General features: G+C 63.5%; 19 protein-coding genes and 1 tRNA gene. 3 read left to right on the top strand and 17 right to left on the bottom strand.

The annotated features are described in order from the left end of the window. Nucleotides 1-2 precede the first annotated feature (2 nt). The 10 genes from ACL9RJ_RS18840 to truA all read right to left on the bottom strand — a co-directional run bounded on the left by ACL9RJ_RS18840 (nucleotide 3) and on the right by truA (nucleotide 9,235). A tRNA-Val gene (locus ACL9RJ_RS18840) sits at nucleotides 3-75 on the bottom strand. Nucleotides 76-234: 159 nt separating this feature from the next. Further along, on the bottom strand, nucleotides 235-1,014 hold the full coding sequence (locus tag ACL9RJ_RS18835; RefSeq protein ID WP_017123222.1) for an SDR family oxidoreductase: 780 nt from the start codon (nucleotides 1,012-1,014) through the stop codon (nucleotides 235-237). Beyond that, entirely contained in the window at nucleotides 1,011-2,222 is a 1,212-nt protein-coding gene (locus tag ACL9RJ_RS18830) for an O-succinylhomoserine sulfhydrylase (protein WP_017123223.1), read from the bottom strand. The genes ACL9RJ_RS18835 and ACL9RJ_RS18830 overlap by 4 nt, the downstream gene beginning before the upstream one ends. A 179-nt stretch (nucleotides 2,223-2,401) precedes the next feature. Continuing rightward, entirely contained in the window at nucleotides 2,402-3,907 is a 1,506-nt protein-coding gene (gene purF, locus ACL9RJ_RS18825; RefSeq protein WP_017123224.1) for an amidophosphoribosyltransferase, read from the bottom strand. A gap of 41 nt (nucleotides 3,908-3,948) precedes the next feature. After that, nucleotides 3,949-4,506: a CvpA family protein gene (locus ACL9RJ_RS18820; RefSeq protein ID WP_017123225.1), complete on the bottom strand. Its 558-nt coding sequence runs from the start codon at nucleotides 4,504-4,506 to the stop codon at nucleotides 3,949-3,951. 220 nt (nucleotides 4,507-4,726) lie between these two features. After that, nucleotides 4,727-5,410 carry an SPOR domain-containing protein gene (locus ACL9RJ_RS18815; protein WP_103033021.1) on the bottom strand — a complete coding sequence of 228 codons (684 nt, stop codon included), beginning with the start codon at nucleotides 5,408-5,410 and terminating at the stop codon, nucleotides 4,727-4,729. Next, nucleotides 5,394-6,701 (bottom strand): bifunctional tetrahydrofolate synthase/dihydrofolate synthase, encoded by a 1,308-nt coding sequence (gene folC / locus ACL9RJ_RS18810; RefSeq protein ID WP_017129383.1) that lies wholly within the window; start codon nucleotides 6,699-6,701, stop codon nucleotides 5,394-5,396. The genes ACL9RJ_RS18815 and folC overlap by 17 nt, the downstream gene beginning before the upstream one ends. Continuing rightward, the gene (gene accD / locus ACL9RJ_RS18805; RefSeq protein WP_017129384.1) at nucleotides 6,698-7,618 is read right to left on the bottom strand and encodes an acetyl-CoA carboxylase, carboxyltransferase subunit beta; all 921 of its coding nucleotides are present in this window, start codon (nucleotides 7,616-7,618) and stop codon (nucleotides 6,698-6,700) included. Before accD ends, folC begins: the two co-directional genes overlap by 4 nt. 107 nt (nucleotides 7,619-7,725) lie before the next feature. Continuing rightward, nucleotides 7,726-8,346, bottom strand: a complete 621-nt coding sequence (locus ACL9RJ_RS18800; RefSeq protein WP_017129385.1) for a phosphoribosylanthranilate isomerase — start codon at nucleotides 8,344-8,346, stop codon at nucleotides 7,726-7,728. A 64-nt stretch (nucleotides 8,347-8,410) separates the two neighbouring features. Beyond that, nucleotides 8,411-9,235, bottom strand: a complete 825-nt coding sequence (gene truA / locus ACL9RJ_RS18795) for a tRNA pseudouridine(38-40) synthase TruA (RefSeq protein WP_177086888.1) — start codon at nucleotides 9,233-9,235, stop codon at nucleotides 8,411-8,413. Nucleotides 9,236-9,457: 222 nt separating this feature from the next. Between truA and ACL9RJ_RS18790 the strand changes: the two genes are divergently transcribed. Beyond that, on the top strand, nucleotides 9,458-10,117 hold the full coding sequence (locus ACL9RJ_RS18790) for a M24 family metallopeptidase (RefSeq protein ID WP_017129387.1): 660 nt from the start codon (nucleotides 9,458-9,460) through the stop codon (nucleotides 10,115-10,117). Nucleotides 10,118-10,191: 74 nt separating this feature from the next. On the opposite strand, the gene ACL9RJ_RS18785 is transcribed toward ACL9RJ_RS18790, so the two are convergent. The 7 genes from ACL9RJ_RS18785 to leuC all read right to left on the bottom strand — a co-directional run bounded on the left by ACL9RJ_RS18785 (nucleotide 10,192) and on the right by leuC (nucleotide 19,564). Next, nucleotides 10,192-12,747, bottom strand: coding sequence for a FimV/HubP family polar landmark protein (locus tag ACL9RJ_RS18785; RefSeq protein ID WP_042937078.1), 2,556 nt, complete (start codon nucleotides 12,745-12,747; stop codon nucleotides 10,192-10,194). A gap of 206 nt (nucleotides 12,748-12,953) precedes the next feature. Then, a complete protein-coding gene (locus ACL9RJ_RS18780) occupies nucleotides 12,954-13,955 on the bottom strand; it encodes an aspartate-semialdehyde dehydrogenase (RefSeq protein ID WP_017129389.1) in 1,002 nt (333 codons plus the stop codon). A gap of 291 nt (nucleotides 13,956-14,246) precedes the next feature. Beyond that, nucleotides 14,247-15,359 (bottom strand): aspartate-semialdehyde dehydrogenase, encoded by a 1,113-nt coding sequence (gene asd / locus ACL9RJ_RS18775; RefSeq protein ID WP_017129390.1) that lies wholly within the window; start codon nucleotides 15,357-15,359, stop codon nucleotides 14,247-14,249. Between the two features lie 68 nt (nucleotides 15,360-15,427). Next, nucleotides 15,428-16,510, bottom strand: coding sequence for a 3-isopropylmalate dehydrogenase (gene leuB / locus ACL9RJ_RS18770; protein WP_017129391.1), 1,083 nt, complete (start codon nucleotides 16,508-16,510; stop codon nucleotides 15,428-15,430). 56 nt (nucleotides 16,511-16,566) lie between these two features. Next, nucleotides 16,567-17,331 carry a class I SAM-dependent methyltransferase gene (locus ACL9RJ_RS18765; protein WP_017129392.1) on the bottom strand — a complete coding sequence of 255 codons (765 nt, stop codon included), beginning with the start codon at nucleotides 17,329-17,331 and terminating at the stop codon, nucleotides 16,567-16,569. A 159-nt stretch (nucleotides 17,332-17,490) separates the two neighbouring features. After that, the gene (gene leuD, locus ACL9RJ_RS18760; RefSeq protein ID WP_177119196.1) at nucleotides 17,491-18,135 is read right to left on the bottom strand and encodes a 3-isopropylmalate dehydratase small subunit; all 645 of its coding nucleotides are present in this window, start codon (nucleotides 18,133-18,135) and stop codon (nucleotides 17,491-17,493) included. A 10-nt stretch (nucleotides 18,136-18,145) separates the two neighbouring features. Then, nucleotides 18,146-19,564: a 3-isopropylmalate dehydratase large subunit gene (gene leuC / locus ACL9RJ_RS18755; RefSeq protein WP_422765540.1), complete on the bottom strand. Its 1,419-nt coding sequence runs from the start codon at nucleotides 19,562-19,564 to the stop codon at nucleotides 18,146-18,148. Nucleotides 19,565-19,717: 153 nt separating this feature from the next. Here leuC and ACL9RJ_RS18750 point away from each other — a divergent pair, with 153 nt between their 5' ends. Beyond that, on the top strand, nucleotides 19,718-20,608 hold the full coding sequence (locus ACL9RJ_RS18750; protein ID WP_103033074.1) for a LysR family transcriptional regulator: 891 nt from the start codon (nucleotides 19,718-19,720) through the stop codon (nucleotides 20,606-20,608). 70 nt (nucleotides 20,609-20,678) lie between these two features. Next, nucleotides 20,679-23,963, top strand: coding sequence for a PAS domain S-box protein (locus tag ACL9RJ_RS18745; RefSeq protein ID WP_177086734.1), 3,285 nt, complete (start codon nucleotides 20,679-20,681; stop codon nucleotides 23,961-23,963). The last annotated feature ends 32 nt before the right edge of the window (nucleotides 23,964-23,995 follow it).

Raw genomic sequence — 23,995 nt, 5'->3', positions numbered from 1 at the left:
GGTGGGTGATGACGGGATCGAACCGCCGACCCTCTGCTTGTAAGGCAGATGCTCTCCCGGCTGAGCTAATCACCCTTTGCTTCGTCGAGGCCGCGAAATTTACGCAGGTAGCGGATCTAAGTCAATAGCCTGCTTGAAGTTTTTCTGAAAAAGACAAATCCGTGTCAGCGCCATCACCCCCCTACCGGGACGGAAAACCTCTTGCCACGCGGTCCACGGCCCCGCTGCCGGTCTCTAGTCGCAATAAATCATTTTCTTGCTCATGCCACCATCGACCACGAACTCCTGGCCGGTGACAAAGCCCGCGCTTTTCGACAGCAACCACGCCACGATCGCCGCCACATCCTCGACCGTCCCGACCCGGCCCGCCGGATGCTGGGCATGATCGAGCTCGCTCAGCGGCTCGGCACGGCGTACCGAAGGATCACGGGTATCGATCCAGCCCGGACTGACCGCATTGACGCGGATCTCCGGACCGAGGCTGATCGCCAGGGCGTGGGTCAAGGCCAGCAGCCCGCCCTTGCTCGCCGCATAGGCCTCGGTGTCGGGCTCCGACTGCGCCGCCCGGGTCGAGGCCAGGTTGACGATGGCCCCGCAATGGGCGCGCAGGTACGGTGCGCAGTGCTTGGCCAGCAGCATCGGCCCGCTGAGATTGACTGCCAGCACACGGTTCCAGTGCGACAGATCGAGGCTTTCGAGGGTGATGTTGTGCGGATCGGCAATCGCCGCATTGCACACCAGCGCATCGAGCCGACCGAACTGCCCCAGCACATCGGCCACGCCCTGGGCCACCTGCGCCTCGTCGGAGACATCCATGGCGATAAAACAGGCATTCTCGCCAAGGACATCGGCAACCTTGCCCCCACGCACCTTGTCGAGGTCGGTCAGCACCACCTGCCAGCCTTCGCTGATCAACCAGGCGGCGATGCCCAGCCCGATGCCCCGTGCCGCGCCGGTAACCAGCGCTACGCGACCGTTGTTGCCAACGGCCGCACCAAGGGACAACTCGATCACAGCGCAGCCAGACCGCGCGCCAGGTCGGCTTGCAGGTCCGCCACGTCTTCCAGGCCGACCGCAACGCGGATCAGGCTGTCGCGAATCCCCGCCGCTTCACGCTCCTGCGGCGACAGGCGGCCGTGGGAAGTGGTGCTCGGGTGAGTGATGGTGGTCTTGCTGTCGCCCAGGTTGGCGGTGATCGAGATCAACCGGGTTGCGTCGATAAAGCGCCAGGCGCCCTCTTTGCCGCCCCTGACCTCGAAGCTCACCACGCCACCGAAGCCACGCTGCTGGCGCTGGGCCAGTTCGTGTTGCGGATGGCTCTTGAGGCCAGCGTAGTGCACCTTCTCGATGCCGTCCTGCTGCTCCAGCCACTCGGCCAGGGCCAGGGCATTGGCGCAGTGCGCACGCATGCGCAGGTTCAGGGTTTCCAGGCTCTTGAGGAAGATCCACGCGTTGAACGGGCTGAGGCTCGGCCCGGCAGTGCGCAGGAAGCCGACGACTTCCTTCATCTGCTCGCCGCGACCGCAGACTACGCCGCCCATGCAACGACCCTGGCCGTCGATGTACTTGGTCGCCGAATGCACCACGATGTCCGCACCGAGCGTCAGCGGCTGCTGGACGGCAGGCGTGCAGAAGCAGTTGTCGACCACCAGCAGCGCGCCCTTGGCATGGGCGATTTCCGCCAGCGCGGCGATATCCACCAGCTCGGCCAAGGGGTTCGACGGCGATTCGACGAACAGCAGCTTGGTATTGGCCTTGATCGCCGCGTCCCAGCCAGACAGTTCCGCCAGGGGCACGTAGTCGACCTCGACGCCGAAGCGCTTGAAGTACTTCTCGAACAGGCTGATGGTAGAACCGAATACGCTGCGCGACACCAGCACATGGTCGCCGGCGCTGCACAGGCTCATCACCACGGCCATGATCGCGGCCATGCCGGTCGAGGTCGCAACGGCCTGCTCAGCGCCTTCCAGGGCGGCGATGCGCTCCTCGAACGAACGCACGGTCGGGTTGGTGTAGCGCGAATAGACGTTGCCCGGCACTTCCCCGGCAAACCGTGCAGCCGCATCGGCGGCGGTACGGAAAACGTAGCTGGAAGTGAAGAACATCGGGTCGCTGTGCTCGCCTTCCGGCGTACGGTGCTGACCGGCACGGACAGCCAGGGTGTCGAAGGCTACGCCGTCGAGATCGCTGTCCAACCGACCGGCATCCCATTCCTGACTCATGCTGCCACTCCTTGCTCTGATCTTTGGAAGATACAAAACCGGCCCCTGGAAAGCACAACCTGCAGGAGCCGGGCTTGCCCGCGAAGCCTTTGGCGGCCTCAAGGGCCTCTTCGCGGGCAAGCCCGACTCCTACAGGGATCGCGGTGTATTCAACACCGCGCTTCGGGGCCGGTTTCTCGTCAATTGTTGTACAGATCGATGATCGCACTGACCGCCTGGGTCTTGACCTTGGACGCATCGTTGCGCGCCTGCTCGATCTTGTTCAGGTAGTGCTCGTCGATATCGCCGGTGACGTACTTGCCGTCGAACACCGCGCAGTCGAACTGTTCGATCTTGATCTTGCCACCGCCGACGGCTTCGATCAGGTCCGGCAGGTCCTGATAGATCAGCCAGTCGGCACCGATCAGGTCCGCAACGTCCTGGGTGGAACGGTTGTGGGCGATCAGTTCGTGGGCACTCGGCATATCGATGCCGTAGACGTTGGGGTAGCGCACGGCCGGAGCCGCCGAGCAGAAGTAGACGTTCTTCGCGCCGGCTTCACGGGCCATCTGGATGATCTGCTTGCAGGTGGTGCCGCGCACGATCGAGTCGTCCACCAGCATCACGTTCTTGCCGCGGAACTCCAGCTCGATGGCGTTGAGTTTCTGCCGTACGGACTTCTTGCGCGCCGCCTGGCCCGGCATGATGAAGGTCCGGCCGATGTAGCGGTTCTTCACGAAGCCTTCGCGGAACTTCACGCCCAGGTGGTTTGCCAGTTCCAGGGCCGCGGTACGGCTGGTATCCGGAATCGGGATGACCACGTCGATGTCATGCTCCGGACGCTCGCGCAGGATCTTCTCCGCCAACTTCTCGCCCATGCGCAGACGCGCCTTGTACACCGACACACCGTCGATGATCGAGTCCGGACGCGCCAGGTAGACGTGTTCGAAGATGCACGGGGTCAGGGTCGGGTTGGTCGCGCACTGGCGGGTGTGCAGCTTGCCGTCTTCAGTGATGTAGACCGCTTCGCCCGGCGCCAGATCGCGGATCAGGGTGAAGCCGAGCACGTCCAGGGACACGCTTTCGGAGGCGATCATGTACTCGACGCCCTCGTCGGTGTGGCGCTGGCCGAAAACGATCGGGCGAATGCCATGGGGGTCGCGGAAGCCGACGATGCCGTAGCCGGTGATCATCGCCACCACCGCGTAGCCGCCGACGCAACGGTTGTGCACGTCGGTCACCGCGGCAAACACGTCTTCCTCGGTCGGTTGCAGCTTGCCGCGCTGGGCCAGCTCGTGGGCGAACACGTTGAGCAGCACTTCCGAGTCGGAGCTGGTGTTGACGTGGCGCAGGTCGGACTCGTAGATCTCCTTGGCCAGCTGTTCGACGTTGGTCAGGTTGCCGTTGTGCGCCAGGGTGATGCCGTACGGCGAGTTGACATAGAACGGCTGGGCTTCGGCCGAGGTCGAGCTGCCGGCGGTCGGGTAACGCACGTGGCCGATACCCATGTGGCCGACCAGGCGTTGCATATGGCGCTGATGAAACACATCACGGACCAGGCCGTTGTCCTTGCGCAGGAATAACCGGCCGTCATGGCTGGTCACGATACCGGCAGCGTCCTGGCCGCGGTGCTGGAGCACGGTTAGCGCGTCATACAGCGCCTGATTGACGTTCGACTTACCGACGATACCGACGATGCCACACATGCGACGCAACCCCTACTTAATGAATCTGAACTGAACAGCACTTACTGAGGCGTTTTGGCCGGTAAGAGATGTTCCTTGAACGGAAGGTCAGCGGGTACGCTGATCCCGCTGGCCAGCCACTGACTGCTCCACCCCAGGATGAGGTTCTTGGACCAGTCTGCAACCAATAGAAATTGTGGCACGAGCCGGGACTCCTGCCACCACGTATCCTGCTGTACCGGCCCCAGGCTGAGCAGCCCGACCGCCACGACCACCAGCAACGCGCCACGCGCGGCACCGAAGGCCATGCCGAGAAATCGATCGGTCCCGGACAGGCCGGTGACGCGAATCAACTCGCCGATAAGGTAATTGACCATGGCCCCGACCAACAGGGTCGCGACGAACATGATTGCACAGCCCGCGATCACGCGAGCCGAAGGTGTCTGAATATAGTCGGTGAGGTACACGGACAACGAGCCACCGAACATCCAGGCGATGACGCCGGCGATGATCCAGGTGAGCAGGGACAAGGCTTCTTTGACAAAGCCGCGGCTCAAGCTGATCAAAGCAGAAACGACGATTACCGCGATAATCGCCCAGTCAACCCAGGTAAATGGCACAGTGCAGCCTACAGACGGATAAGGCGGCGCATTTTAGCAGAGCGCCGCCTTGCTGGTAAGGCGATTGTCAGTGCATTTCGATACAACCCGCCGAAGCCTTCTGAAAACGTAGCGAGCGAAGGCAAGACAAGGCAAAAACAGGCGAGGAAGCGGAGTTTACTGGCTGTAAATGAGCATTCCGAGCCTGTTTTTAACGCAGTATTGCCAAGCGCAGTAGTTTTCAGCCGCGCTCGGGTTGGAATCGGACAACGAACCCATTCAGCTTTTGCTGGCGGCCGAGCAGATCACGCAGGCGATCGGCCTCCGCGCGCTCGATCAGCGGCCCGACAAACACCCGGTTCTTCCCGTCGGAGGAACGGATATAGGCGTTGTAGCCCTGGCTACGCAGGTTTTTCTGCAGGCTTTCGGCACTTTCACGGCTCGACAGGCTGGCCAGTTGCACCGACCAACTGATCGGCAAGCCGTTGGGGTCCACCCGGTTCTGGGTGGTATCGAGCTTCGCCGGCGCTACCGCCACCGCTTGTGCCGGCGTCTGCGCAGGCGCAGCAGCGGGCTTGGGTGCGGGTGCTGGAGCGACAGGCCTGGTCGCGACAACCGGGGCCGCCGGCTTGGCGGCCGGAGCCGGAGCAATCGGCATCGAAGGCGCCGGTACCGGCTTGGCCGCCACCTCGTCCTCCTCTTCCGGCACAGGCTCCTGGGGCAGGCTTTGCGGCTCGGGCACCGCTACCGGCTCGACCTGTACCTGGGGCACGGCCGGAGCCTGTGGCGCCGCCGGCGGATCGACACGCACCTGACGCTGTTCGTCCTGACGGGAAAACAGCATCGGCAGAAAGATCACGGCCAGCGCCACCAGAACCAGGGCACCGACCATCCGCTGCTTGTACGCTTTATCCAGCAATGCCATTTGCAGCTTCCTCCGTGGCGCGCCGGGCGAGCCATTCCAGCGCCTCGGCTACACAAAAAAACGATCCGAACAACAGGATTTCATCGTCCGCCGTCGCCTGGGCACACTGCCCTTCCAGCGCCGCCGCGACACTCTCGTAGGCCGTCACCGAAGCTCCGCGAGCCTGCAGGGCTGCCTGCAGATCGGTCGCCGGCCGGCTGCGCGGCGATTGCAGTGGCGTCACCGCCCACTGTTGCACATGAGCATCGAGCTGCGACACCACGCCGTCAAGGTCCTTGTCCGACAGCAGGCCGAACACCGCCAGGCGCCGTCCTGCCGGGACACGCCGCGCCAGGCGCTGGGCCAGGTATTGCGCCGCATGGGGGTTATGCCCGACATCCAGCATCAGTTGCAGCGACTTGCCCTGCCAGTTGACGGTACGGCGATCCAGGCGACCGACGATACGGGTTGCCTGCAGGGCGGCAACGATCCGCTCCGGCTGCCATGGCAGGTCCATCAGGGCATAAGCCTGGAGCGCCAGCGCGGCGTTTTCCATCGGCAGGTCGAGCAGCGGCAGGTCATGCAGCTCCAGCACCTGGCCCTGGCCGTCGAGGCCACGCCACTGCCAGTGCTGGTCGGTGATGCCGAGATCGAAATCGCGGCCGCGCAGGAAAAACGGGCAAGCCAGCTCGTGCGCCTTTTCCAGCAAGGGTTGCGGCGGGTTCAGGTCGCCACACAGCGCCGGCCGGCCCTGACGGAAGATCCCGGCCTTTTCATAGGCCACCGATTCGCGGGTATTGCCCAGGTACTCGGCATGGTCGACACCGATACTGGTCACCAGCGCCAGGTCGGCATCCACCACATTGACCGTGTCCAGGCGCCCGCCCAGGCCGACTTCCAGGACCACGGCATCCAGTTGCTCACGCTCGAACAGCCAGAAGGCCGCCAGGGTGCCCATTTCGAAGTAGGTCAGGGAAGTCTCGCCACGACCGGCATCCAGCGCGGCGAATGCTTCGCACAACTGGGCATCGGTCGCTTCCACGCCATTGATCTGCACGCGCTCGTTGTAGCGCAGCAGGTGGGGCGAACTGTAGACCCCGACCTTGAGGCCCTGGGCTTGCAGCAAGGCGGCGACAAAGGCGCAGGTCGAGCCCTTGCCGTTGGTACCGGTCACGGTCACTACCCGAGGCGCCGGCCTGCCCAGCCCCATGCGGTTCGCTACCTCTTGCGAGCGCTCCAACCCCATGTCGATGGCCGATGGATGCAGTTGCTCCAGGTAGGCGAGCCAGTCGCCCAGGGTACGTTGGATCATACGTTTGCCGGCACCGGTGGGATAACGATGGATTCGACAGGTGCGGCGACGTACACAGGCGTCGGCAGCCCCATCATCTGGGCCAGCAGGCTGCCCAGGCGCGGACGCAGTTCCTGGCGCGGGATGATCATGTCGATGGCGCCGTGCTCCAGCAGGAATTCGCTGCGCTGGAAGCCTTCCGGCAGTTTTTCGCGAACGGTCTGCTCGATCACTCGCGGACCGGCGAAGCCGATCAGTGCCTTGGGTTCGCCGACGATCACGTCGCCGAGCATCGCCAGGCTGGCGGAAACGCCACCGTAGACCGGGTCGGTCAGGACGGAGATGAACGGCAGGCCCTCTTCACGCAGGCGCGCCAGCACGGCCGAGGTCTTCGCCATCTGCATCAGCGAGATCAGCGCTTCCTGCATCCGCGCACCACCGGAGGCCGAGAAACAGACCATCGGGCAACGGTTTTCCAGGGCGTAGTTGGCGGCACGAACGAAGCGCTCGCCGACGATGGCGCCCATGGAGCCGCCCATGAACGAGAACTCGAATGCCGAGACGACGATCGGCATCCCCAGCAGCGTACCGCTCATGGAGATCAGCGCGTCTTTTTCGCCGGTCTGCTTCTGGGCCGCGGTCAGGCGATCCTTGTACTTCTTGCCGTCACGGAATTTCAGACGGTCCACCGGCTCCAGGTCGGCACCCAGCTCGGCGCGACCTTCGGCGTCCAGGAAGATGTCGATGCGGGCACGGGCACCAATGCGCATGTGGTGGTTGCACTTGGGGCAGACGTCCAGGGTCTTTTCCAGCTCCGGACGATAGAGCACCGCGTCGCACGATGGGCACTTGTGCCACAGACCTTCAGGCACCGAGCTTTTCTTCACCTCGGAACGCATGATCGAAGGGATCAGTTTGTCTACTAACCAGTTGCTCATGCTTTCTTTCTCCAATTCGTTTTCGGCCCGTCGGACAACCGGGCCCGCCTGTTTTCTAGCGGCGGTAAGCATGGACGGTGGCAGGCTGCCGTCCGTCACATCGGCGATCAGCTGGCGCGAACCGCCTGGATGAACGCCTTGATCTTCGCGGGGTCCTTGATGCCCTTGCTCCGTTCCACCCCGCCACTGGTATCCACGGCATATGGCCTGACCCGGGCAATGGCGTCCCCGACGTTTTCCACGGTCAGGCCGCCGGCCAGGATGATCGGCTTGCTCAGGCCCTGCGGCACGAGGGACCAGTCGAAAGCCTCGCCGGTCCCACCGTGCACACCTTCGACATAGGTATCGAGCAGGATTCCACTGGCACCGGGATAGGCCCGGCACGCCGCGGCGATATCGTCGCCGGCCTTGACCCGCAGGGCCTTGATGTACGGCCGGTGAAAGCCCTCGCACTGTTCGCTGGTTTCGTCGCCATGGAACTGCAGCAGGTCCAGCGGCACGGCGTCGAGGATCTCGCCCAGCTCGCAACGGCTGGCATTGACGAACAGGCCCACGGTGGTCACGAACGGCGGCAAGGCGGCGATGATCGCCCGCGCCTGCTGGAAGGTCACCGCCCGCGGGCTTTTGGCATAGAACACAAAACCGATGGCATCGGCCCCGGCCTCGACCGCGGCCAACGCATCTTCAATACGGGTGATCCCGCAGATTTTGCTGCGAACGGCGGACATATCGTCAGAACCCCAGGGTTTTTCCGAGTAAAGTCCCGGATGGTAGCAAATGCTTTTCCAGGCGTCAGCCGGCAAGTTCCGAGAAACCCGTCAAGAAATGTGGCCCGACATAACGTTCCGGCAGCTCGAACTCGTCGCGGTACTCCACCTGCACCAGATACAGGCCGAACGGATGGGCTGTTACCCCGCCGGTGCGGCGGATACGGCTCTCCAGCACTTCACGCGCCCACTCCACCGGCCGCTCGCCGGCACCAATGGTCATCAGCACCCCGGCGATATTGCGCACCATATGATGCAGGAAGGCACCGGCGCGGATATCGATGACAATCATCTTGCCGTGCCGGGTCACCCGCAGGTGGTGGACTTCCTTGATCGGCGACTTGGCCTGGCACTGCCCGGCACGGAAGGCGCTGAAATCATGGGTACCCACCAGATGGCGGGCCGCCTCGGCCATGCGCTGCTCATCCAGCGGCCGGTGATTCCAGGTGATTTCCTCATTGAGGTGCGCCGGACGGATCTGGTCGTTGTAGATCACATAGCGATAACGTCGGGCGATGGCCTTGAAACGCGCATGAAAATGCGCCGGCATGACCTTGGCCCAGCTGACGCTGATGTCATGGGGCAGGTTGATATTGGCGCCCATGACCCAGGCCTTCAGCGAGCGCTCGGCCTGGGTGTCGAAATGCACCACCTGCCCACAGGCATGCACCCCGGCATCGGTGCGCCCGGCACACATCAGCGAAACCGGCGAATCCGCCACTTTCGACAAGGCGTCTTCCAGGGTTTCCTGCACCGTGAGCACACCGGAGGCCTGGCGCTGCCAGCCGCGATAACGCGAGCCCTTGTATTCGACGCCCAGGGCGATCCGGGAAAAGCCTTCGGCGGCCATTTCGGCCGCCGGGTTATCTATATTTGCCAAGAACTTACAGCCTGATGATTTGCGCAAAGGCGTGCATTATAAGGCGACCGGCCGCGGACGCCATGCGCGGGGCGCTTTTAGTTTGCGCCAGAAAGCCGGCCGACGCCTGTGCATGAGGATTGCCTTGTCCGGGGCAATCTCGCTATATATCAAAATACATAATGATAAAGCCCCTCGACCGAGACCCGATGAATGAACGCACTGAATAAACAAGCCGTCGGCCAGGCCTACAGCCTGGACGGCATGCTCCACGCAAAGCGCATGACCTGGCAGGCCATCGAGGAAATGGCCCGGCGCTTCAAGCCCGGCATGCTGGAATCCGAAGCACGCGCCCTGGGCCTGGAGATTCTCAAGGAACTGGGCATGGATCGCATCTGGCACCCGCTGCTGATCCGCTTCGGCGCCAATACCCTGAAGACCTTCAAGCAGCGTTCCGAAGGCGATCCGGCACTCGGCGAGAACGACATCTTCTTTATCGACCTGGGGGTGGTCTGGGATCGCCATGAAGGCGACTCGGGCGGCACTTTCACCACCGGCAACGACCCCGAGATGATTGCCTGCGCGGCAGCGGCCAAGACCCTGTTCGACCAGGTCCACGACTACTGGAAGCAACAGCAGGTCAGCGGCCCGGAGCTGTATCGTTATGCCGAGGAACAGGCCAATGCCATGGGCTGGGTGCTGAACCTGGAAATCAAGGGTCACCGGGTCAGTGATTTCCCCCATGCTATCTACCGTGCCGGGGACCTGGGGGACTTCGAGGCCTGCCCGGATGTCGGCTTGTGGATCCTGGAAATCCAGATCGCCCACCCGACCCGGCCGTTCGGCGCGTTCTACGAGGACCTGCTGGCCTGACGCAGAACGTGGAATCGGTAAAACGACAACGGCAGCCCGAGGGCTGCCGTTGTCTTTAGTGCCAGCGGATCGACTCATGCCAGACGCTTGAGCATTTCCTTGGCTTCGTTCTTTTGCACTTCGCTGCCTTCGCTCAGGACTTCGGCGAGAATATCCCGCGCGCCATCCTTGTCGTCCATATCGATATAGGCCTGGGCCAGGTCGAGCTTGGTCGCCGCCTCGTCGGTTCCCGAGAGGAAGTCGAACTCCGGCTCGTCATCACCCAGGGCCGCGTCGTCAGCGGTGAAAGTCGGGGCCGCCAGCGGGGGCTGCTCCAGGCTCTGGGACAGACGGTCCAGCTCGGCGTTGACGTCATCGAGCTCATCGGTAAAGGCATTCGGCCCGGTGTCGACCGCCAGTTCGTCGGCCAGCGACAGGTCGAAGTCTTCCGACAGCCCCAGGTCATCCAGCGCATCGAGAGTCGGCACTTCGCCCTGGGGCACCGCAGGATCGTCGGTCAGGCCCAGCAGGAAGTCGTCGTCCGCCTGGATCGCGGCCGGCTCGTCAGCGCCCAGATCCAGATCGAAGTCCGACAGGTCGTCCGCGCTCGCCTTGGCCTCAGTCTGCTGTGCCAGCACCGATTCGAAGCTCAGGTCGTCGTCGAGCTGCAGGTCATCCAGGTCCAGGTCCGCCACCGGAGCTGGAACGACCGAAGGCGAAACCGCCTCCAGGTCATCGAGGCTGAGGTCGAAATCGTTGTCGAACTCATCCACCACCGGAGCCGGCGCCGCGGCAACCACGGGCTCAGGCGCGGCAACCGGGGCCGGCGGCTCCTCCTGCAACAACTCCTGGACAAACTGCTCGTCGAGCTCGGCGGCGACTGCTGCCGCACCAAGGCCCGCCACCGCCGCCACGGCGATCATGCCGGGAAAGCGACTCTTGAGCTGCTCGACCTGGGCATGGTTCTCGCCATTGGCGACCAGCTGGCGCTCCTGGACGACAAAGCCGTCGCGATCGCCCTGGCGACCGTAGACTTCCATCAACTTCAGGCGCAGATCGCTGCGCTGCGGCTCGAACTTGATCGCTTCTTCCAGCACATCGGCAGCCTGGTTCAGATGACCGCGCTCAATATGCAGTTCAGCCTGGCCCAACACATCGGTTGGACGCTCAGCGACGGGAGCCGGCGCCTGGGCCGGCGCCAGCTTTACGCTCGGAGGAGGCACCTCCAGGCCTTCGAAGCTGCTTTCCGGCATATCCAGATCTGCTGCGAAGTCGGTTTCTTCAGACAGCGCCCGCGCCATGCGCTGGTGCTTCTCGGCTTCCTGCTGGGCCTTGCGGCGACGCACCAGGAGCAGCATGAGCAACAACAGCACCAGCACCACGGAACCGGCGATCAGGCCCAGGAGAATCGGGCTGGACAGCAGGTCGTCGAGCTTGCGCTCTTCGCCTGGCGCCACTTCGGCCTGGATCGGCGGCTCGACCGGCTTGGCCGCTTCAGCGGGGGCAGGCGTCGCGACGATCGGCGCCGGAGTCGGGGCCACTTCCGGCTTGGCCACCAGTTCGGCCGGCATGGCCGGCTGGCTGGTAGCAGGCGCAGTGCCCGCCCCTTCCGCCTGCAACTTGGCCAGTTGATCGTTCTTCAGCTGGATCAGGCGCTGCAGTTTGTCCAACTGGCTCTGCAGGTCCTCCATGCGGCTTTTCAGCTCGGCATTGTCGCGACGGGTAGAGTCGAGGCTCTCCTGGGTCACCGCCAGCTTGTTGCTCAGGGCCTTGCTGTCGCCAGCCGCGCCCTTGCCGCCCTTCTTGCCGCTCTCGGCGGAGACCAGGCTCAGGTTGTCCTTGCCGGCGCCACGGGATGGCGCGGCTTCGCCCCCCTTGTGCCGGGTGGCATCCACCTGCTGCTTGCCGGCATGGGCCGAACGACGCCCCTGGCGCCACGCGGCATTCTGCGCGGCCACCTCGGCGATCGCCTTGGACTGCGGCAGGCTGGTGCTTTGCACCGGATCCGGCAGGCGCAACACCTGGCCGGTCTTCATGCGGTTGATGTTGCCATCGATAAACGCATCCGGGTTCAACGCCTGGATGGCCAGCATGGTCTGCTGCACGGAGCCGCTATTGCGCTCCCGGGCAGCGATTTCCCAGAGGGTATCCTTGGGACCGGTGGTGTACTGCTTGGCCTTGGTCGGCGCGGTTACCGGCGCACTCGGCGCGACAACCGGAGCCGGCTTGGCGGCATCGCCCGCAGGCGCATACTTCGACGGATCGAGCAGCACGCTGTAGTCACGCATCAGCCGCCCATTGGGCCACTGCACCTGGACCAGGAAGCGTACATAGGCTTCGGACAACGGCTTGCTCGAGGTGACGCGCACCACGCTGCGCCCGTTGGGATTGAGCACCGGCGTGAAGGTCAGGTCGTTCAGGAAGTCCTGGCGGCTGACGCCGGCATCGCTGAACGCCTGGGGAGAAGCCAGGCTCGGAACGATATCGGAAGCGCTGAGGCCACCGACATCCTGCAATTCGATTTCCACCAGCAATGGCTGGTTCAGGGTCGACTTGAGGGTCATTTCCCCCAGCCCAAGCGCATGCGCCATACCGGAAGACAGCGCCGAAGCGGCCGCTATTGCTAACACCAGTTTGCGAACTTGAACCATAGCCTCTTCCTTTGTTAGTGCGTTCCTCGGCCAGCGAGAAGGTGGTGTAGCTGCCTTGCGGCATGGCGCGCGGCCCGGGAAAACCACCGCAACACCCTGTTTTAGCCGATGCCCCTGCAAGTGCCCGAGGGGCAGCTCACCTTCAGCAACCAGCCTGAGCATAGCGTCAGGCTAGAATCATTCTGCAAATTGTCGCCAAGTATCTTTTACAGCGGGTCTTTTATCAACAATTCAGCCAGTTGCACAGCGTTTAGCGCGGCACCCTTGCGGACATTGTCCGACGTCAGCCACAGATTCAGTTCCGACAGATCATCAACACCGTGACGAACCCGTCCGACATAGACCACATCCTGGCCCACGGCGTCACCGACGGCGGTCGGATAATCACCGGCGTCCACCAGCTCGATGCCGTCCGCCGCTTCCAGCGCCGCGTTCACCACGGGCAGATCGACCTCGGCAGCCGCCTCCAGGGACACACTATAGCTATCGCCAAAAAACACCGGGGCTTGAACGCAAGTGACTGAAATTTTTAGTAAAGGTGCTGCAAGCAGTTCACGCAACTCGCCGACCAGGCGCTTTTCCAGGGAAACATGCCCCTCGGCATCCGGCTTGCCGACCTGGGCCAGCAGGTTGAAGGCGATCTGCCGATCGAAGAAACGCGGCTCCAGCGGGCGGACATTCAACAGTTCGGCGGTCTGCCGGGCCAGTTCGCTGACGGCCTCACGGCCCTGGCTGGACACGGCCAGGCAGGCGGTCACGGTCACCCGCCGCAGTTCCAGCAGCCCCTTGAGCGGCGCCAGCACCACGGCCAGCGCGGTAGCCGCGGCGCTCGGACTGCCCACCTGGACCGGCTTGTCCAGGGTCGCCAGCACCTGGGCATTGGCTTCCGGCACCACCTGAGGCACGGGCAAGGCGCCAGACAGATCGATGACCGTGCAGCCGGCCGCCGCGGCACGCGGGGCAAAACTCAGGGTGACCGCCGGGCCGGCAGCGAAAAACACCAATTGGACCTTGGCGAAATTGAACTCGTCGACTTCACGCACACGGACGTTCTTGCCCCGAAATGGCACCGAGTGACCGGCGGACTCGCTGCTGGCCAGCAAATGCAGGTCGGCCACCGGAAAGTCACGCTCTTCGAGAACCTGCACCAGGGTCTCGCCGACAGTGCCGGTGGCGCCGATCACGGCAATATCAAAGGACTGGCTCATGGGTTTGACCTCAGGCAAAACGGGGGGAGCGGCACTTTACCCGTGACGGGGCGGCCAGGCAATTTATCGTAATCCACCACCGTCAGACATCATCCTTCTCACGTGCAGCAGAGGAGTCGCCATGGATCTACAGCGGACGCATAGCATGGGAACGGTCGGATAACAGCTTCGCGGGCAAGCCCGCTCCCACAACAGCTCGCCCCACACAAGGACCGCGCTGCCTGAAACAAAAAGCCCGCGACTCTGGCGAGACGCGGGCTTTTCAATACATCGGCTCGATGCGGCAGCGAATCAACGCTCCAGCAGGATCCGCAACATGCGCCGCAGCGGCTCGGCCGCGCCCCACAACAGCTGGTCACCCACGGTGAACGCGCCGAGGAACTGCGAGCCCATGTTCAGCTTGCGCAGACGCCCTACCGGGATGTTCAGGGTGCCGGTGACCTTGGTCGGACTCAACTCCTGCATGCTGATCTCACGCTGGTTCGGCACCAGCTTGACCCAGGGGTTGTGCTGGCTGATCAGCCCTTCGATATCGGCGATCGGCACATCCTTGTTCAGCTTGATGGTCAGCGCCTGGCTGTGGCAACGCATGGCGCCGATGCGCACGCAGATACCGTCCACAGGGATCGGGCTCTTGAAGCGACCGAGGATCTTGTTGGTTTCGGCCTGGGCCTTCCACTCTTCGCGGCTCTGGCCGTTCGGCAGTTCCTTGTCGATCCACGGGATCAGGCTGCCGGCCAATGGCACGCCGAAGTTTTCGGTCGGGTAGGCATCGCTGCGCATGGCTTCGGCGACACGGCGATCGATGTCGAGGATCGCGCTGGCGGGGTCGGCCAGTTGATCGGCGACGGCCGCATGGGTCGCGCCCATCTGCTTGATCAGCTCGCGCATGTTCTGCGCACCGGCACCGGAGGCCGCCTGATAGGTCATGGCGCTCATCCACTCCACCAGGCCGGCCTCGAACAGGCCGCCCAGGCCCATCAGCATCAGGCTGACGGTGCAATTGCCACCGATGTAGTTCTTGGTCCCGGCATCCAGTTGCTGGTCGATGACCTTGCGGTTCACCGGATCGAGGATGATCACCGCGTCATCCTGCATGCGCAGGCTGGAGGCGGCATCGATCCAGTAACCCTGCCAGCCGGCTTCGCGCAGCTTGGGGAAAACCTCGCTGGTGTAGTCGCCACCCTGGCAGGTCAGAATCACGTCGAGGGTTTTCAGCTCTTCAATGCTGTAGGCATCCTTCAGCGGGGCAATATCCTTGCCCACGGATGGGCCTTGGCCACCGACATTGGAAGTGGTGAAAAACACCGGCTCAATAAGATCGAAGTCCTGCTCTTCCAGCATCCGCTGCATGAGCACGGAACCGACCATACCGCGCCAACCGATCAGACCTACACGTTTCATCGCAACTACACCTTTTACAAAAGTGGGTCACCGTTTCCAGGGATGAAAGAAACGGTGGGCCCGAGAGATTACAGATTCCGCAGCGCGGCGACTACTGCGTCGCCCATTTCCTGCGTTCCGACTTTGCTGCAACCGGCCGACCAGATGTCACCGGTCCGCAGGCCCTGGTCCAGCACCAGGCTCACGGCCTTCTCGATGGCGGTCGCGGCGTCGTGCAGATTGAAGCTGTAGCGCAGCATCATCGATACCGACAGGATGGTCGCCAGCGGGTTGGCAATGCCCTGCCCGGCGATGTCCGGCGCCGAACCGTGGCAAGGCTCGTACATGCCCTTGTTGTTGGCATCCAGCGACGCCGACGGCAGCATGCCGATGGAACCGGTGAGCATCGACGCTTCGTCGGAAAGAATATCGCCGAACATGTTGTCGGTGACGATCACGTCGAACTGCTTGGGCGCGCGCACCAGTTGCATCGCGGCGTTGTCGACGTACATGTGGCTCAGCTCGATGTCCGGATAGTCCTTGGCGACTTCCTCGACCACTTCACGCCACAGCTGGCTGGACGCCAGGACGTTGGCCTTGTCCACCGAGCAGAGTTTCTTGCCGCGCACGCGGGCCATGTCGAAACCGACACGGGCGATACGGCGGATTTCGCTCTCGCTGTACGGCAGGGTGTCGTAGGACTGGCGTTCGCCGTTTTCCAGTTCGCGGGTGCCGCGTGGGGCGCCAAAGTAGATACCGCCGGTCAGTTCGCGGACGATCAGGATATCCAGGCCCGAGACGATTTCCGGCTTCAGGCTCGAGGCATCGGCCAGTTGCGGATAGAGGATCGCCGGACGCAGGTTGCCGAACAGGCCCAGTTGCGCACGGATCTTCAGCAGGCCGCGCTCGGGACGGATATCCCGTTCGATCTTGTCCCACTTCGGACCGCCGACGGCGCCAAGCAGCACCGCGTCGGCGGCACGGGCACGGTCCAGGGTTTCATCGGCCAGGGGCACGCCATGCTTGTCGATGGCGGCGCCGCCGATCACGTCGTGGCTCAACTCGAAGCCCAGGCTGTACTTCTCGTTGGCCAGTTCCAGCACCTTGACCGCTTCGGCCATGATTTCCGGACCGATACCGTCGCCTGGGAGAATCAGAATCTGCTTGCTCATGCTTTCCTCGTGTCATCTGTCGGTGCACCCGTGGTCACGGGGCAGCCGGAAAAAGTCTATCGCTCGGCCCACAGCACCAGTACATCTGTACTGAACGAACCATCGGCCTCAATCTCAAAATATTCCCGCACTTCGGCGCCCATCGCCTGCTGCAGGTCGCGAATCGCCACGCGCAACGCCGGCGGCGTACGCATGCGTTCGACCCAGGAGCTGTACTCCAGGCGCAGGCGCTGGCGGCTGGTACTGCGCACGTGCAGGCCGGCTTCGCTGACCTGGCGCAACCACTCGCCCGCCGAGTAATCGCGGACATGACTGGTGTCGCGCAGTACCTCGACACTCTGCAGATAGGTGTCGAACAACGGACTGCCGGGGGACATTACGTCGATAAAGGCCGCGACGCCACCCGGTTTCAGCACCCGCCGCACTTCCCGCAGGGCCAGGCCGAGATCGCTCCAGTGGTGCGCCGAGTAGCGGCTGAAGACGAAATCGAACTCGCCATCGGCGAACGGCAGGCTCTCCGCCGCGCCACACACGGTGGCGATATTACCCAGGCCGCGCTCGGCGGCGGCAGCGGCGACCACATCGAGCATCTGCTGCGAAAGGTCGTAGGCCGCCACCTTGCCGACCAGCGGCGCCACGTGAAAACTCACATGGCCAGCACCACAGCCCAGGTCCAGGACCCGCGCATCGGCACGCCCGGCCAGCTCCGCCTGGAGCAGCGCGAACTCGCTGCCCTGGGCATGCACGGCGCTGCTCAGGTAGGCGGCGGCCTGTTCGCCGAATTGCTTTTGCACCACTGCGGTATGGGCGTTGCTGGTCATGGAACCATCCTCTGGATATCAACGCGGAGCGGGAAAATCAAAAACATCACAACCCTGTGGGAGCCGGCTTGCCGGCGATGGCGCCCCTGAGATCAATGCAGGGCTCAAGGGCCTCATCGCCAGCAAGCCGGCTCCTACACAGGACGTGTCAGCCTCGAATCAAACGTCGCGAAACAACCAGGGCTGGCTCGCCCGGTGCCTGGCTTCAAAGGCCGCGATCGCATCACCGTCGGTCAAGGTCAGGCCGATATCGTCCAGGCCGTTGAGCAGGCAATGCTTGCGGAACGCATCGACTTCGAAGTGGTAGACCTTGCCATCCGGACGGGTCACCGTCTGGGCCGCGAGATCGACCGTCAACTGGTAGCCAGGGGTCGCCTCGACCTGCTGGAACAGCTCGTCGACTTCACTCTCGTCGAGAATGATCGGCAACAGGCCGTTCTTGAAGCTGTTGTTGAAGAAGATATCGGCGTAGCTCGGCGCGATGATGCTGCGGAAACCGTACTCGTCCAGGGCCCACGGCGCATGCTCGCGACTGGAGCCGCAACCGAAGTTTTCCCGAGCCAACAGGACACTGGCGCCCTGGTAACGCTCGGCGTTGAGCACAAAATCCTTGTTCAACGGGCGCTTGGAGTTGTCCTGGTAGGCGTAGCCGACATCCAGGTAGCGCCACTCGTCGAACAGGTTCGGGCCGAAGCCGGTGCGCTTGATCGACTTGAGGAACTGCTTGGGAATGATCTGATCGGTATCGACGTTGGCACGATCCAACGGCGCGACAAGACCGGTGTGCTGGGTAAAGGCTTTCATGTAGTGGTCCTCAGATCAATTCGCGAACGTCGATGAAACGACCGTTGACGGCAGCCGCGGCGGCCATGGCCGGGCTGACGAGGTGGGTACGCCCGCCGGCGCCCTGGCGCCCTTCGAAGTTGCGGTTGGACGTCGACGCGCAGTGCTCGCCGCTTTCCAGGCGGTCAGGGTTCATCGCCAGGCACATGGAGCAGCCCGGCTCACGCCATTCGAAACCGGCCTCGAGGAAAATCTTGTCCAGGCCTTCCGCTTCCGCCTGGGCCTTCACCAGGCCCGAACCCGGCACCACGATGGCCTGCTTGATGGTCGAAGCCACCTTGCGGCCTTTGGCAATCACCGCCGCCGCACGCAGGTCTTCGATCCGCGAGTTGGTGCAGGAGCCGATGAACACGCGATCGAGCTCGATATCGGTGATCGCCTGGTTGGCCCGCAGGCCCATGTACTTGAGCGCGCGCTCGATGGAACCGCGCTTGACCAGGTCGGTCTCCTTGGCCGGATCCGGCACGTTCTGGTCAACCGCCAGGACCATTTCCGGCGAGGTGCCCCAACTGACCTGCGGCTTGATCTGCGTCGCGTCCAGCTCGACCACGGTGTCGAACACCGCGTCGGCGTCGGACACCAGGTCTTTCCAGGCTTCGACAGCCAGGTCCCACTCGGCGCCTTTCGGGGCGAACGGCCGGTCCTTGACGTAGGCCACGGTCTTTTCATCGGCGGCCACCAGGCCCACGCGGGCCCCGGCTTCGATGGACATGTTGCAGATGGTCATGCGGCCTTCGATGGACAGGTCGCGGATCGCGCTGCCGGCGAACTCGATGGCATGGCCGTTGCCGCCCGCGGTACCGATCTTGCCGATCACGGCGAGGACGATGTCCTTGGCGGTCACGCCGAACGGCAACTGGCCTTCGACGCGCACCAGCATGTTCTTCATTTTCTTCGCCACCAGGCACTGGGTGGCGAACACGTGCTCGACCTCGGACGTGCCGATACCGTGGGCCAGGGCCCCGAAGGCGCCGTGGGTCGAGGTGTGGGAGTCACCGCAGACTACGGTCATGCCCGGCAAGGTCGCACCCTGCTCCGGGCCGATCACGTGCACGATGCCTTGACGCACGTCATTCATCTTGAATTCGGTGATGCCATATTCATCGCAGTAGTCGTCGAGGGTCTGCACCTGCAGGCGCGACACCTGGTCGGCAATCGCCGTGATCCCGCCCTTGCGCTCCGGGGTGGTCGGCACGTTATGGTCGGGAGTGGCGATGATCGAGTCGACCCGCCAAGGCTTGCGCCCGGCCAGCTTGAGGCCTTCGAACGCTTGCGGCGAGGTCACTTCGTGGATGATGTGACGGTCGATATAGATCAGCGACGACCCATCGTCGCGCCGTTTCACTTCATGGGAATCCCAAAGCTTGTCGTAAAGCGTTTTGCCGGCCATCAGACGTTTCCTCATCAGCTTGTTTCTATGCCCCGGCTTATTGATGACTATTCTCAATAACCCTTTGGCTTGTGAGGTCGATCCTAGGGGGTTAGAGTGAATAACTCAAATTCATAATTTTTATGCTTTGGATAACCAGATGGAATACAAATAATGGACCTGGCCAACCTCAATGCCTTTATCGCCATTGCCGAGACGGGCAGCTTCTCCGGCGCCGGCGAACGCCTGCACCTGACCCAGCCCGCCATCAGCAAACGGATCGCCGGGCTGGAGCAGCAACTCAACGTGCGCCTGTTCGACCGCCTGGGGCGCGAGGTCGGCCTGACCGAGGCCGGCCGGGCCCTGCTGCCCCGGGCCTACCAGATCCTCAATGTGCTGGATGACACGCGCCGGGCCCTGACCAACCTCACCGGCGAAGTCAGCGGGCGCCTGACCCTGGCTACCAGCCATCATATCGGCCTGCACCGCCTGCCGCCCCTGCTACGGGCCTTCACCCGGCAGTATCCGCAGGTGGCGCTGGATATCCAGTTCCTCGATTCGGAGGTCGCCTACGAGGAAATCCTCCACGGTCGCGCCGAGCTGGCGGTCATCACCCTGGCGCCGGAACCGCATCACCTGGTCCGCGCCGTGCCGGTGTGGGACGACCCGCTGGATTTTGTCGTCGCCCCCGAACATCCCCTGGCCAGCAGCGGCACGGTCAGCCTCGGCGATATCGCCCACCGCCCGGCGGTTTTCCCCGGCGGCAACACCTTTACCCACCATATCGTCCAGCGCCTGTTCGAGGCCCAGGGCCTGACACCGAACATCGCCATGAGCACCAACTACCTGGAAACCATCAAGATGATGGTGTCCATCGGCCTGGCCTGGAGCGTGCTGCCGCGCACCATGCTCGACGATCAGGTGGCACGCATACCTTTACCGGGCATACAACTGAGTCGCCAGCTAGGCTATATCCTGCATACCGAACGGACGCTGTCGAACGCCGCGCGGGCCTTTATGGCTTTACTGGATGGGCAGACGGATTTGCCGGCCTTGTCGGCATAAGCCGGGGCTGGCCCACCCCATCAGGTCTTTTGCAGCAAAAACGTTCCTTTCACCCCAAGGACTGCTGTTGATGCCCAAGCATGCTAACCGTATTCCGCCGTTGCCACGCATCCATGCCCTCGACCCTCACGAGTCGGAAAAAAGCTGGCAAAACGCGCCGCAGTTATTGGCCGCACTCAATGGTGCGCGCCTCGGGGCCTGGTATTGGGACATCGAAAGCGGCCTGGTCAGCTGGTCCCGCGGCACCCAGGCGCTGTTCGGCTTCGACCCGCACCAGCCACTGCCCAAGGACCTCGACTACCTGGAGCTGCTGCCCGCCGAAGACCGCGCCCGCACAGTGCGGGCCTTCCATGCCGTGCTGGCCGGAGAGCCTCTGGAACAGGCGATGCATCACCGCATCCGCTGGCCGGACGGCAGCCTGCACTGGCTGGAGATCAACGGCAGCCTGATCCCGGACAAGAGCGGCAAGCCCCGGATGATCGGGGTGATCCGCGAAATCACTCACCAGCGCCAGCGCGAACATGCCCTCAGCAGTTCGGAAAAGCGCTTTGCCACGCTGTTCCACCTGTCCCCGAACATGGTGTTGCTGACCCGCGAGGAAGATGGCCTGATCAGCGAAGCCAATCAGTATTTCGAAAGCCTGTTCGGCTGGCCGGCGCTCCAGGTGATTGGTCTGACCACCGTGGAACTGGGCCTGTGGGTGCATCCCGAGGAGCGCGAGCGGCTGGTCAAGTCGCTGCGGGCCAAGGGCGAATCGGTCAGCCAGGAAGTGCAGTTCCGGGGCAGCAACGGGCGCATTCACGATGGCATCCTCAGCGCCCAGCGGGTCGAACTGGAAGGCCAGGCCTACCTGCTCAGCACTTTTCTCGACACCACGGAGCAGAAAAACGCCGAGCAGGCCCTCAAGGACAGCCAGGAACGCCTCGACCTGGCCCTGGATTCGGCCCAACTGGGCACCTGGGACTGGCATATCCCCAGCGGCATGCTCTACGGCTCGGCGCGAGCGGCGCAATTGCATGGCCTGGAGCCCCAGCCGTTCCATGAATCCTTCGACGCGTTCTTCGACGGCGTGCCCACCGAGGAACGCGAGAATATGCGCCAGGCCTATCGCAGCCTGCGCGAAGGCCCCGCGGGTAACTACCAGTTGACCTATCGGGTGCAGCTGGAAAACGGCACCTCGCGCTACCTGGAAAGCCGCGCCCGGCTCTACCGCGACAGCGAGGGCAATCCCCTGCGCATGGCCGGCACCCTGCTCGATATCACCGAACAGGTCGAGCGCGAACAGCGCCTGCAAGCCTCGGAAGAGAAGTTCGCCAGCCTGTTCCAGGCCAGCCCCGATCCGATCTGCGTGACCTTGCAGGACAGCGGGCAGTTTATCGAGATCAACTCGGCCTTCACCCAGACCTTTGGCTGGACCATCGATGAAATCCGCCACCGCAGCGCCGAACAGATCGGCCTCTGGGACGACTCGGCCAAGCGCCTGCAACGCATCCAGCAGGTGATTCGCGACCAGGCGCTGAACAATGTCGCGGTGATCGTCCACCACAAGAGCGGCCAGGCCCTGACCTGCGTGATCACCAGCCGGCAGATCGTGGTTGAGGAACAGCCCTGCATCGTCACCACCCTGCGCGATATCACCCAGCAGCAACGGGCCGAGGCCGCGCTCAAGGCCAGCGAGGAAAAATTCGCCAAGGCGTTCCACTCCAGCCCCGACGCCATCACCATCACCGAACGTGAAAGCGGGCGCTACCTGGAGGTCAATGACGGCTTCTGCCGGCTGACCGGCTACACCAGCAGCGAGGTGATCGGTCGCACGGTGTATGAGCTGGGCATCTGGGCCGACCACAAGCAGCGCACCGCCCTGCTCAACGAGCTCAAGGAAAAGGGCCATGTGCCCCATCGCGACATGCTCGGGCGCAACAAGCGCGGCGACGTGCTGACGGTAGAGGTATCGGTCGAACCCATCACGCTCAACGAAACCGCCTGCCTGCTGTTGACCGCCCGGGACATCAGCCTGCTGAAGAATGCCCAGGCGCAGATCCGCCACCTGGCCTACCACGACCCGTTGACCAACCTGCCCAACCGCGCCCTGCTGATGGACCGCCTGAGCCAGCAGATCGCCCTGCTCAAGCGCCACAACCTGCGCGGCGCCCTGCTGTTCCTCGACCTCGACCACTTCAAGCACATCAACGACTCCCTCGGCCACCCGGTGGGCGACACCGTGCTCAAGGTGGTCACCGCGCGCCTGGAAGCCAGTGTGCGCACCGAAGACACCGTGGCGCGTCTCGGCGGTGACGAGTTCGTGGTGCTGCTCAGCGGCCTCGACGGCTCGCGCAGCGAAGTCACGCAAAAGGTCCGCGACCTGGCCGACACGATCCGTGAGCTGCTGGCCGAGCCGATGTTCCTCGACGGCCAGCGCCTGCAGGTGACCCCGAGCATCGGCGTGGCCCTTATCCCGGACCACGGCTCGACCCCCGCCGACCTGCTCAAGCGGGCCGATATCGCGTTGTATCGGGCCAAGGACTCGGGGCGCAATATCACCCAGATGTTCCACAGCACCATGCAGAAGGCCGCCAGCGAACGCCTGCGCATGGAAAACGATCTGCGCCAGGCACTTTCCCGTGGCGAGTTCAGCGTGCATTTCCAGCCCCAGGTCGACGCCCGCGACAACAGCATCGTCGGTGCCGAAGCGCTGGTGCGCTGGCATCACCCGGAACTCGGTGCGCAATCGCCCACCGAATTCATCAAGGTGCTGGAAGACAGCGGGTTGATCCTCGAGGTGGGCACCTGGATCCTCGATCATGCCTGCGAGGCGTTCGGCATACTGCTGCGCGACGGGCTGATCCTGCACTCCTTCAGCCTGTGCGTGAACATCAGCCCGCGCCAGTTCCGCCAGGCCGACTTCGTCGAACGGGTGGAACGCACGCTGCTGCAGCACAACGTGCCTTCATCGATGCTCAAGCTGGAAATCACCGAAGGCATCGTGATCCAGAACATGGAGGACACCATCAGCAAGATGCGCCGCCTGAACAAGCTCGGCGTCAGTTTTGCCATGGACGATTTCGGCACCGGCTATTCGTCGCTGACCTACCTCAAGCGCCTGCCGGTGGACGCGCTGAAGATCGACCAGTCGTTTGTCCGCGACGCGACCCACGATCCCAACGACGCCGAGATCATCCGCGCGATTGTCGCCATGGCCCGCAGCCTCGGCCTGACGGTGATCGCCGAAGGTGTGGAACTGCCGGAACAACTGGTGTTCCTCGAGGGCCTGGGCTGCCACCTGTACCAGGGCTACCTGCACAGCCGGCCATTGCCCATGGAGGAATTCAAGAAATTGCTGACCGGCCTGCCCTGAAACAAAGAACCCCGCCGAGGCGGGGTTCTGTC

The organism is Pseudomonas sp. Mn2068, assembly GCF_049319725.1.
GTDB classification, from domain to species: Bacteria; Pseudomonadota; Gammaproteobacteria; order Pseudomonadales; family Pseudomonadaceae; genus Aquipseudomonas; species Aquipseudomonas gingeri.
This window is presented reverse-complemented; position numbering and strand designations above follow the sequence as displayed.

Bases quoted from the DNA above. Each gene is read 5' to 3' on its own strand.
- ACL9RJ_RS18765 (WP_017129392.1), bottom strand. From the start codon at position 17,331: ATGACCAGCAACGCCCATACCGCAGTGGTGCAAAAGCAATTCGGCGAA.
- purF (WP_017123224.1), bottom strand. From the start codon at position 3,907: ATGTGTGGCATCGTCGGTATCGTCGGTAAGTCGAACGTCAATCAGGCG.
- leuD (WP_177119196.1), bottom strand. From the start codon at position 18,135: ATGAAAGCCTTTACCCAGCACACCGGTCTTGTCGCGCCGTTGGATCGT.
- leuB (WP_017129391.1), bottom strand. From the start codon at position 16,510: ATGAGCAAGCAGATTCTGATTCTCCCAGGCGACGGTATCGGTCCGGAA.
- ACL9RJ_RS18800 (WP_017129385.1), bottom strand. From the start codon at position 8,346: ATGTCCGCCGTTCGCAGCAAAATCTGCGGGATCACCCGTATTGAAGAT.
- ACL9RJ_RS18790 (WP_017129387.1), top strand. From the start codon at position 9,458: ATGAACGCACTGAATAAACAAGCCGTCGGCCAGGCCTACAGCCTGGAC.
- ACL9RJ_RS18750 (WP_103033074.1), top strand. From the start codon at position 19,718: ATGGACCTGGCCAACCTCAATGCCTTTATCGCCATTGCCGAGACGGGC.
- ACL9RJ_RS18780 (WP_017129389.1), bottom strand. From the start codon at position 13,955: ATGAGCCAGTCCTTTGATATTGCCGTGATCGGCGCCACCGGCACTGTC.
- leuC (WP_422765540.1), bottom strand. From the start codon at position 19,564: ATGGCCGGCAAAACGCTTTACGACAAGCTTTGGGATTCCCATGAAGTG.
- ACL9RJ_RS18785 (WP_042937078.1), bottom strand. From the start codon at position 12,747: ATGGTTCAAGTTCGCAAACTGGTGTTAGCAATAGCGGCCGCTTCGGCG.
- ACL9RJ_RS18745 (WP_177086734.1), top strand. From the start codon at position 20,679: ATGCCCAAGCATGCTAACCGTATTCCGCCGTTGCCACGCATCCATGCC.
- ACL9RJ_RS18815 (WP_103033021.1), bottom strand. From the start codon at position 5,410: ATGGCATTGCTGGATAAAGCGTACAAGCAGCGGATGGTCGGTGCCCTG.
- ACL9RJ_RS18830 (WP_017123223.1), bottom strand. From the start codon at position 2,222: ATGAGTCAGGAATGGGATGCCGGTCGGTTGGACAGCGATCTCGACGGC.
- accD (WP_017129384.1), bottom strand. From the start codon at position 7,618: ATGAGCAACTGGTTAGTAGACAAACTGATCCCTTCGATCATGCGTTCC.
- truA (WP_177086888.1), bottom strand. From the start codon at position 9,235: ATGGCCGCCGAAGGCTTTTCCCGGATCGCCCTGGGCGTCGAATACAAG.
- folC (WP_017129383.1), bottom strand. From the start codon at position 6,701: ATGATCCAACGTACCCTGGGCGACTGGCTCGCCTACCTGGAGCAACTG.
- asd (WP_017129390.1), bottom strand. From the start codon at position 15,359: ATGAAACGTGTAGGTCTGATCGGTTGGCGCGGTATGGTCGGTTCCGTG.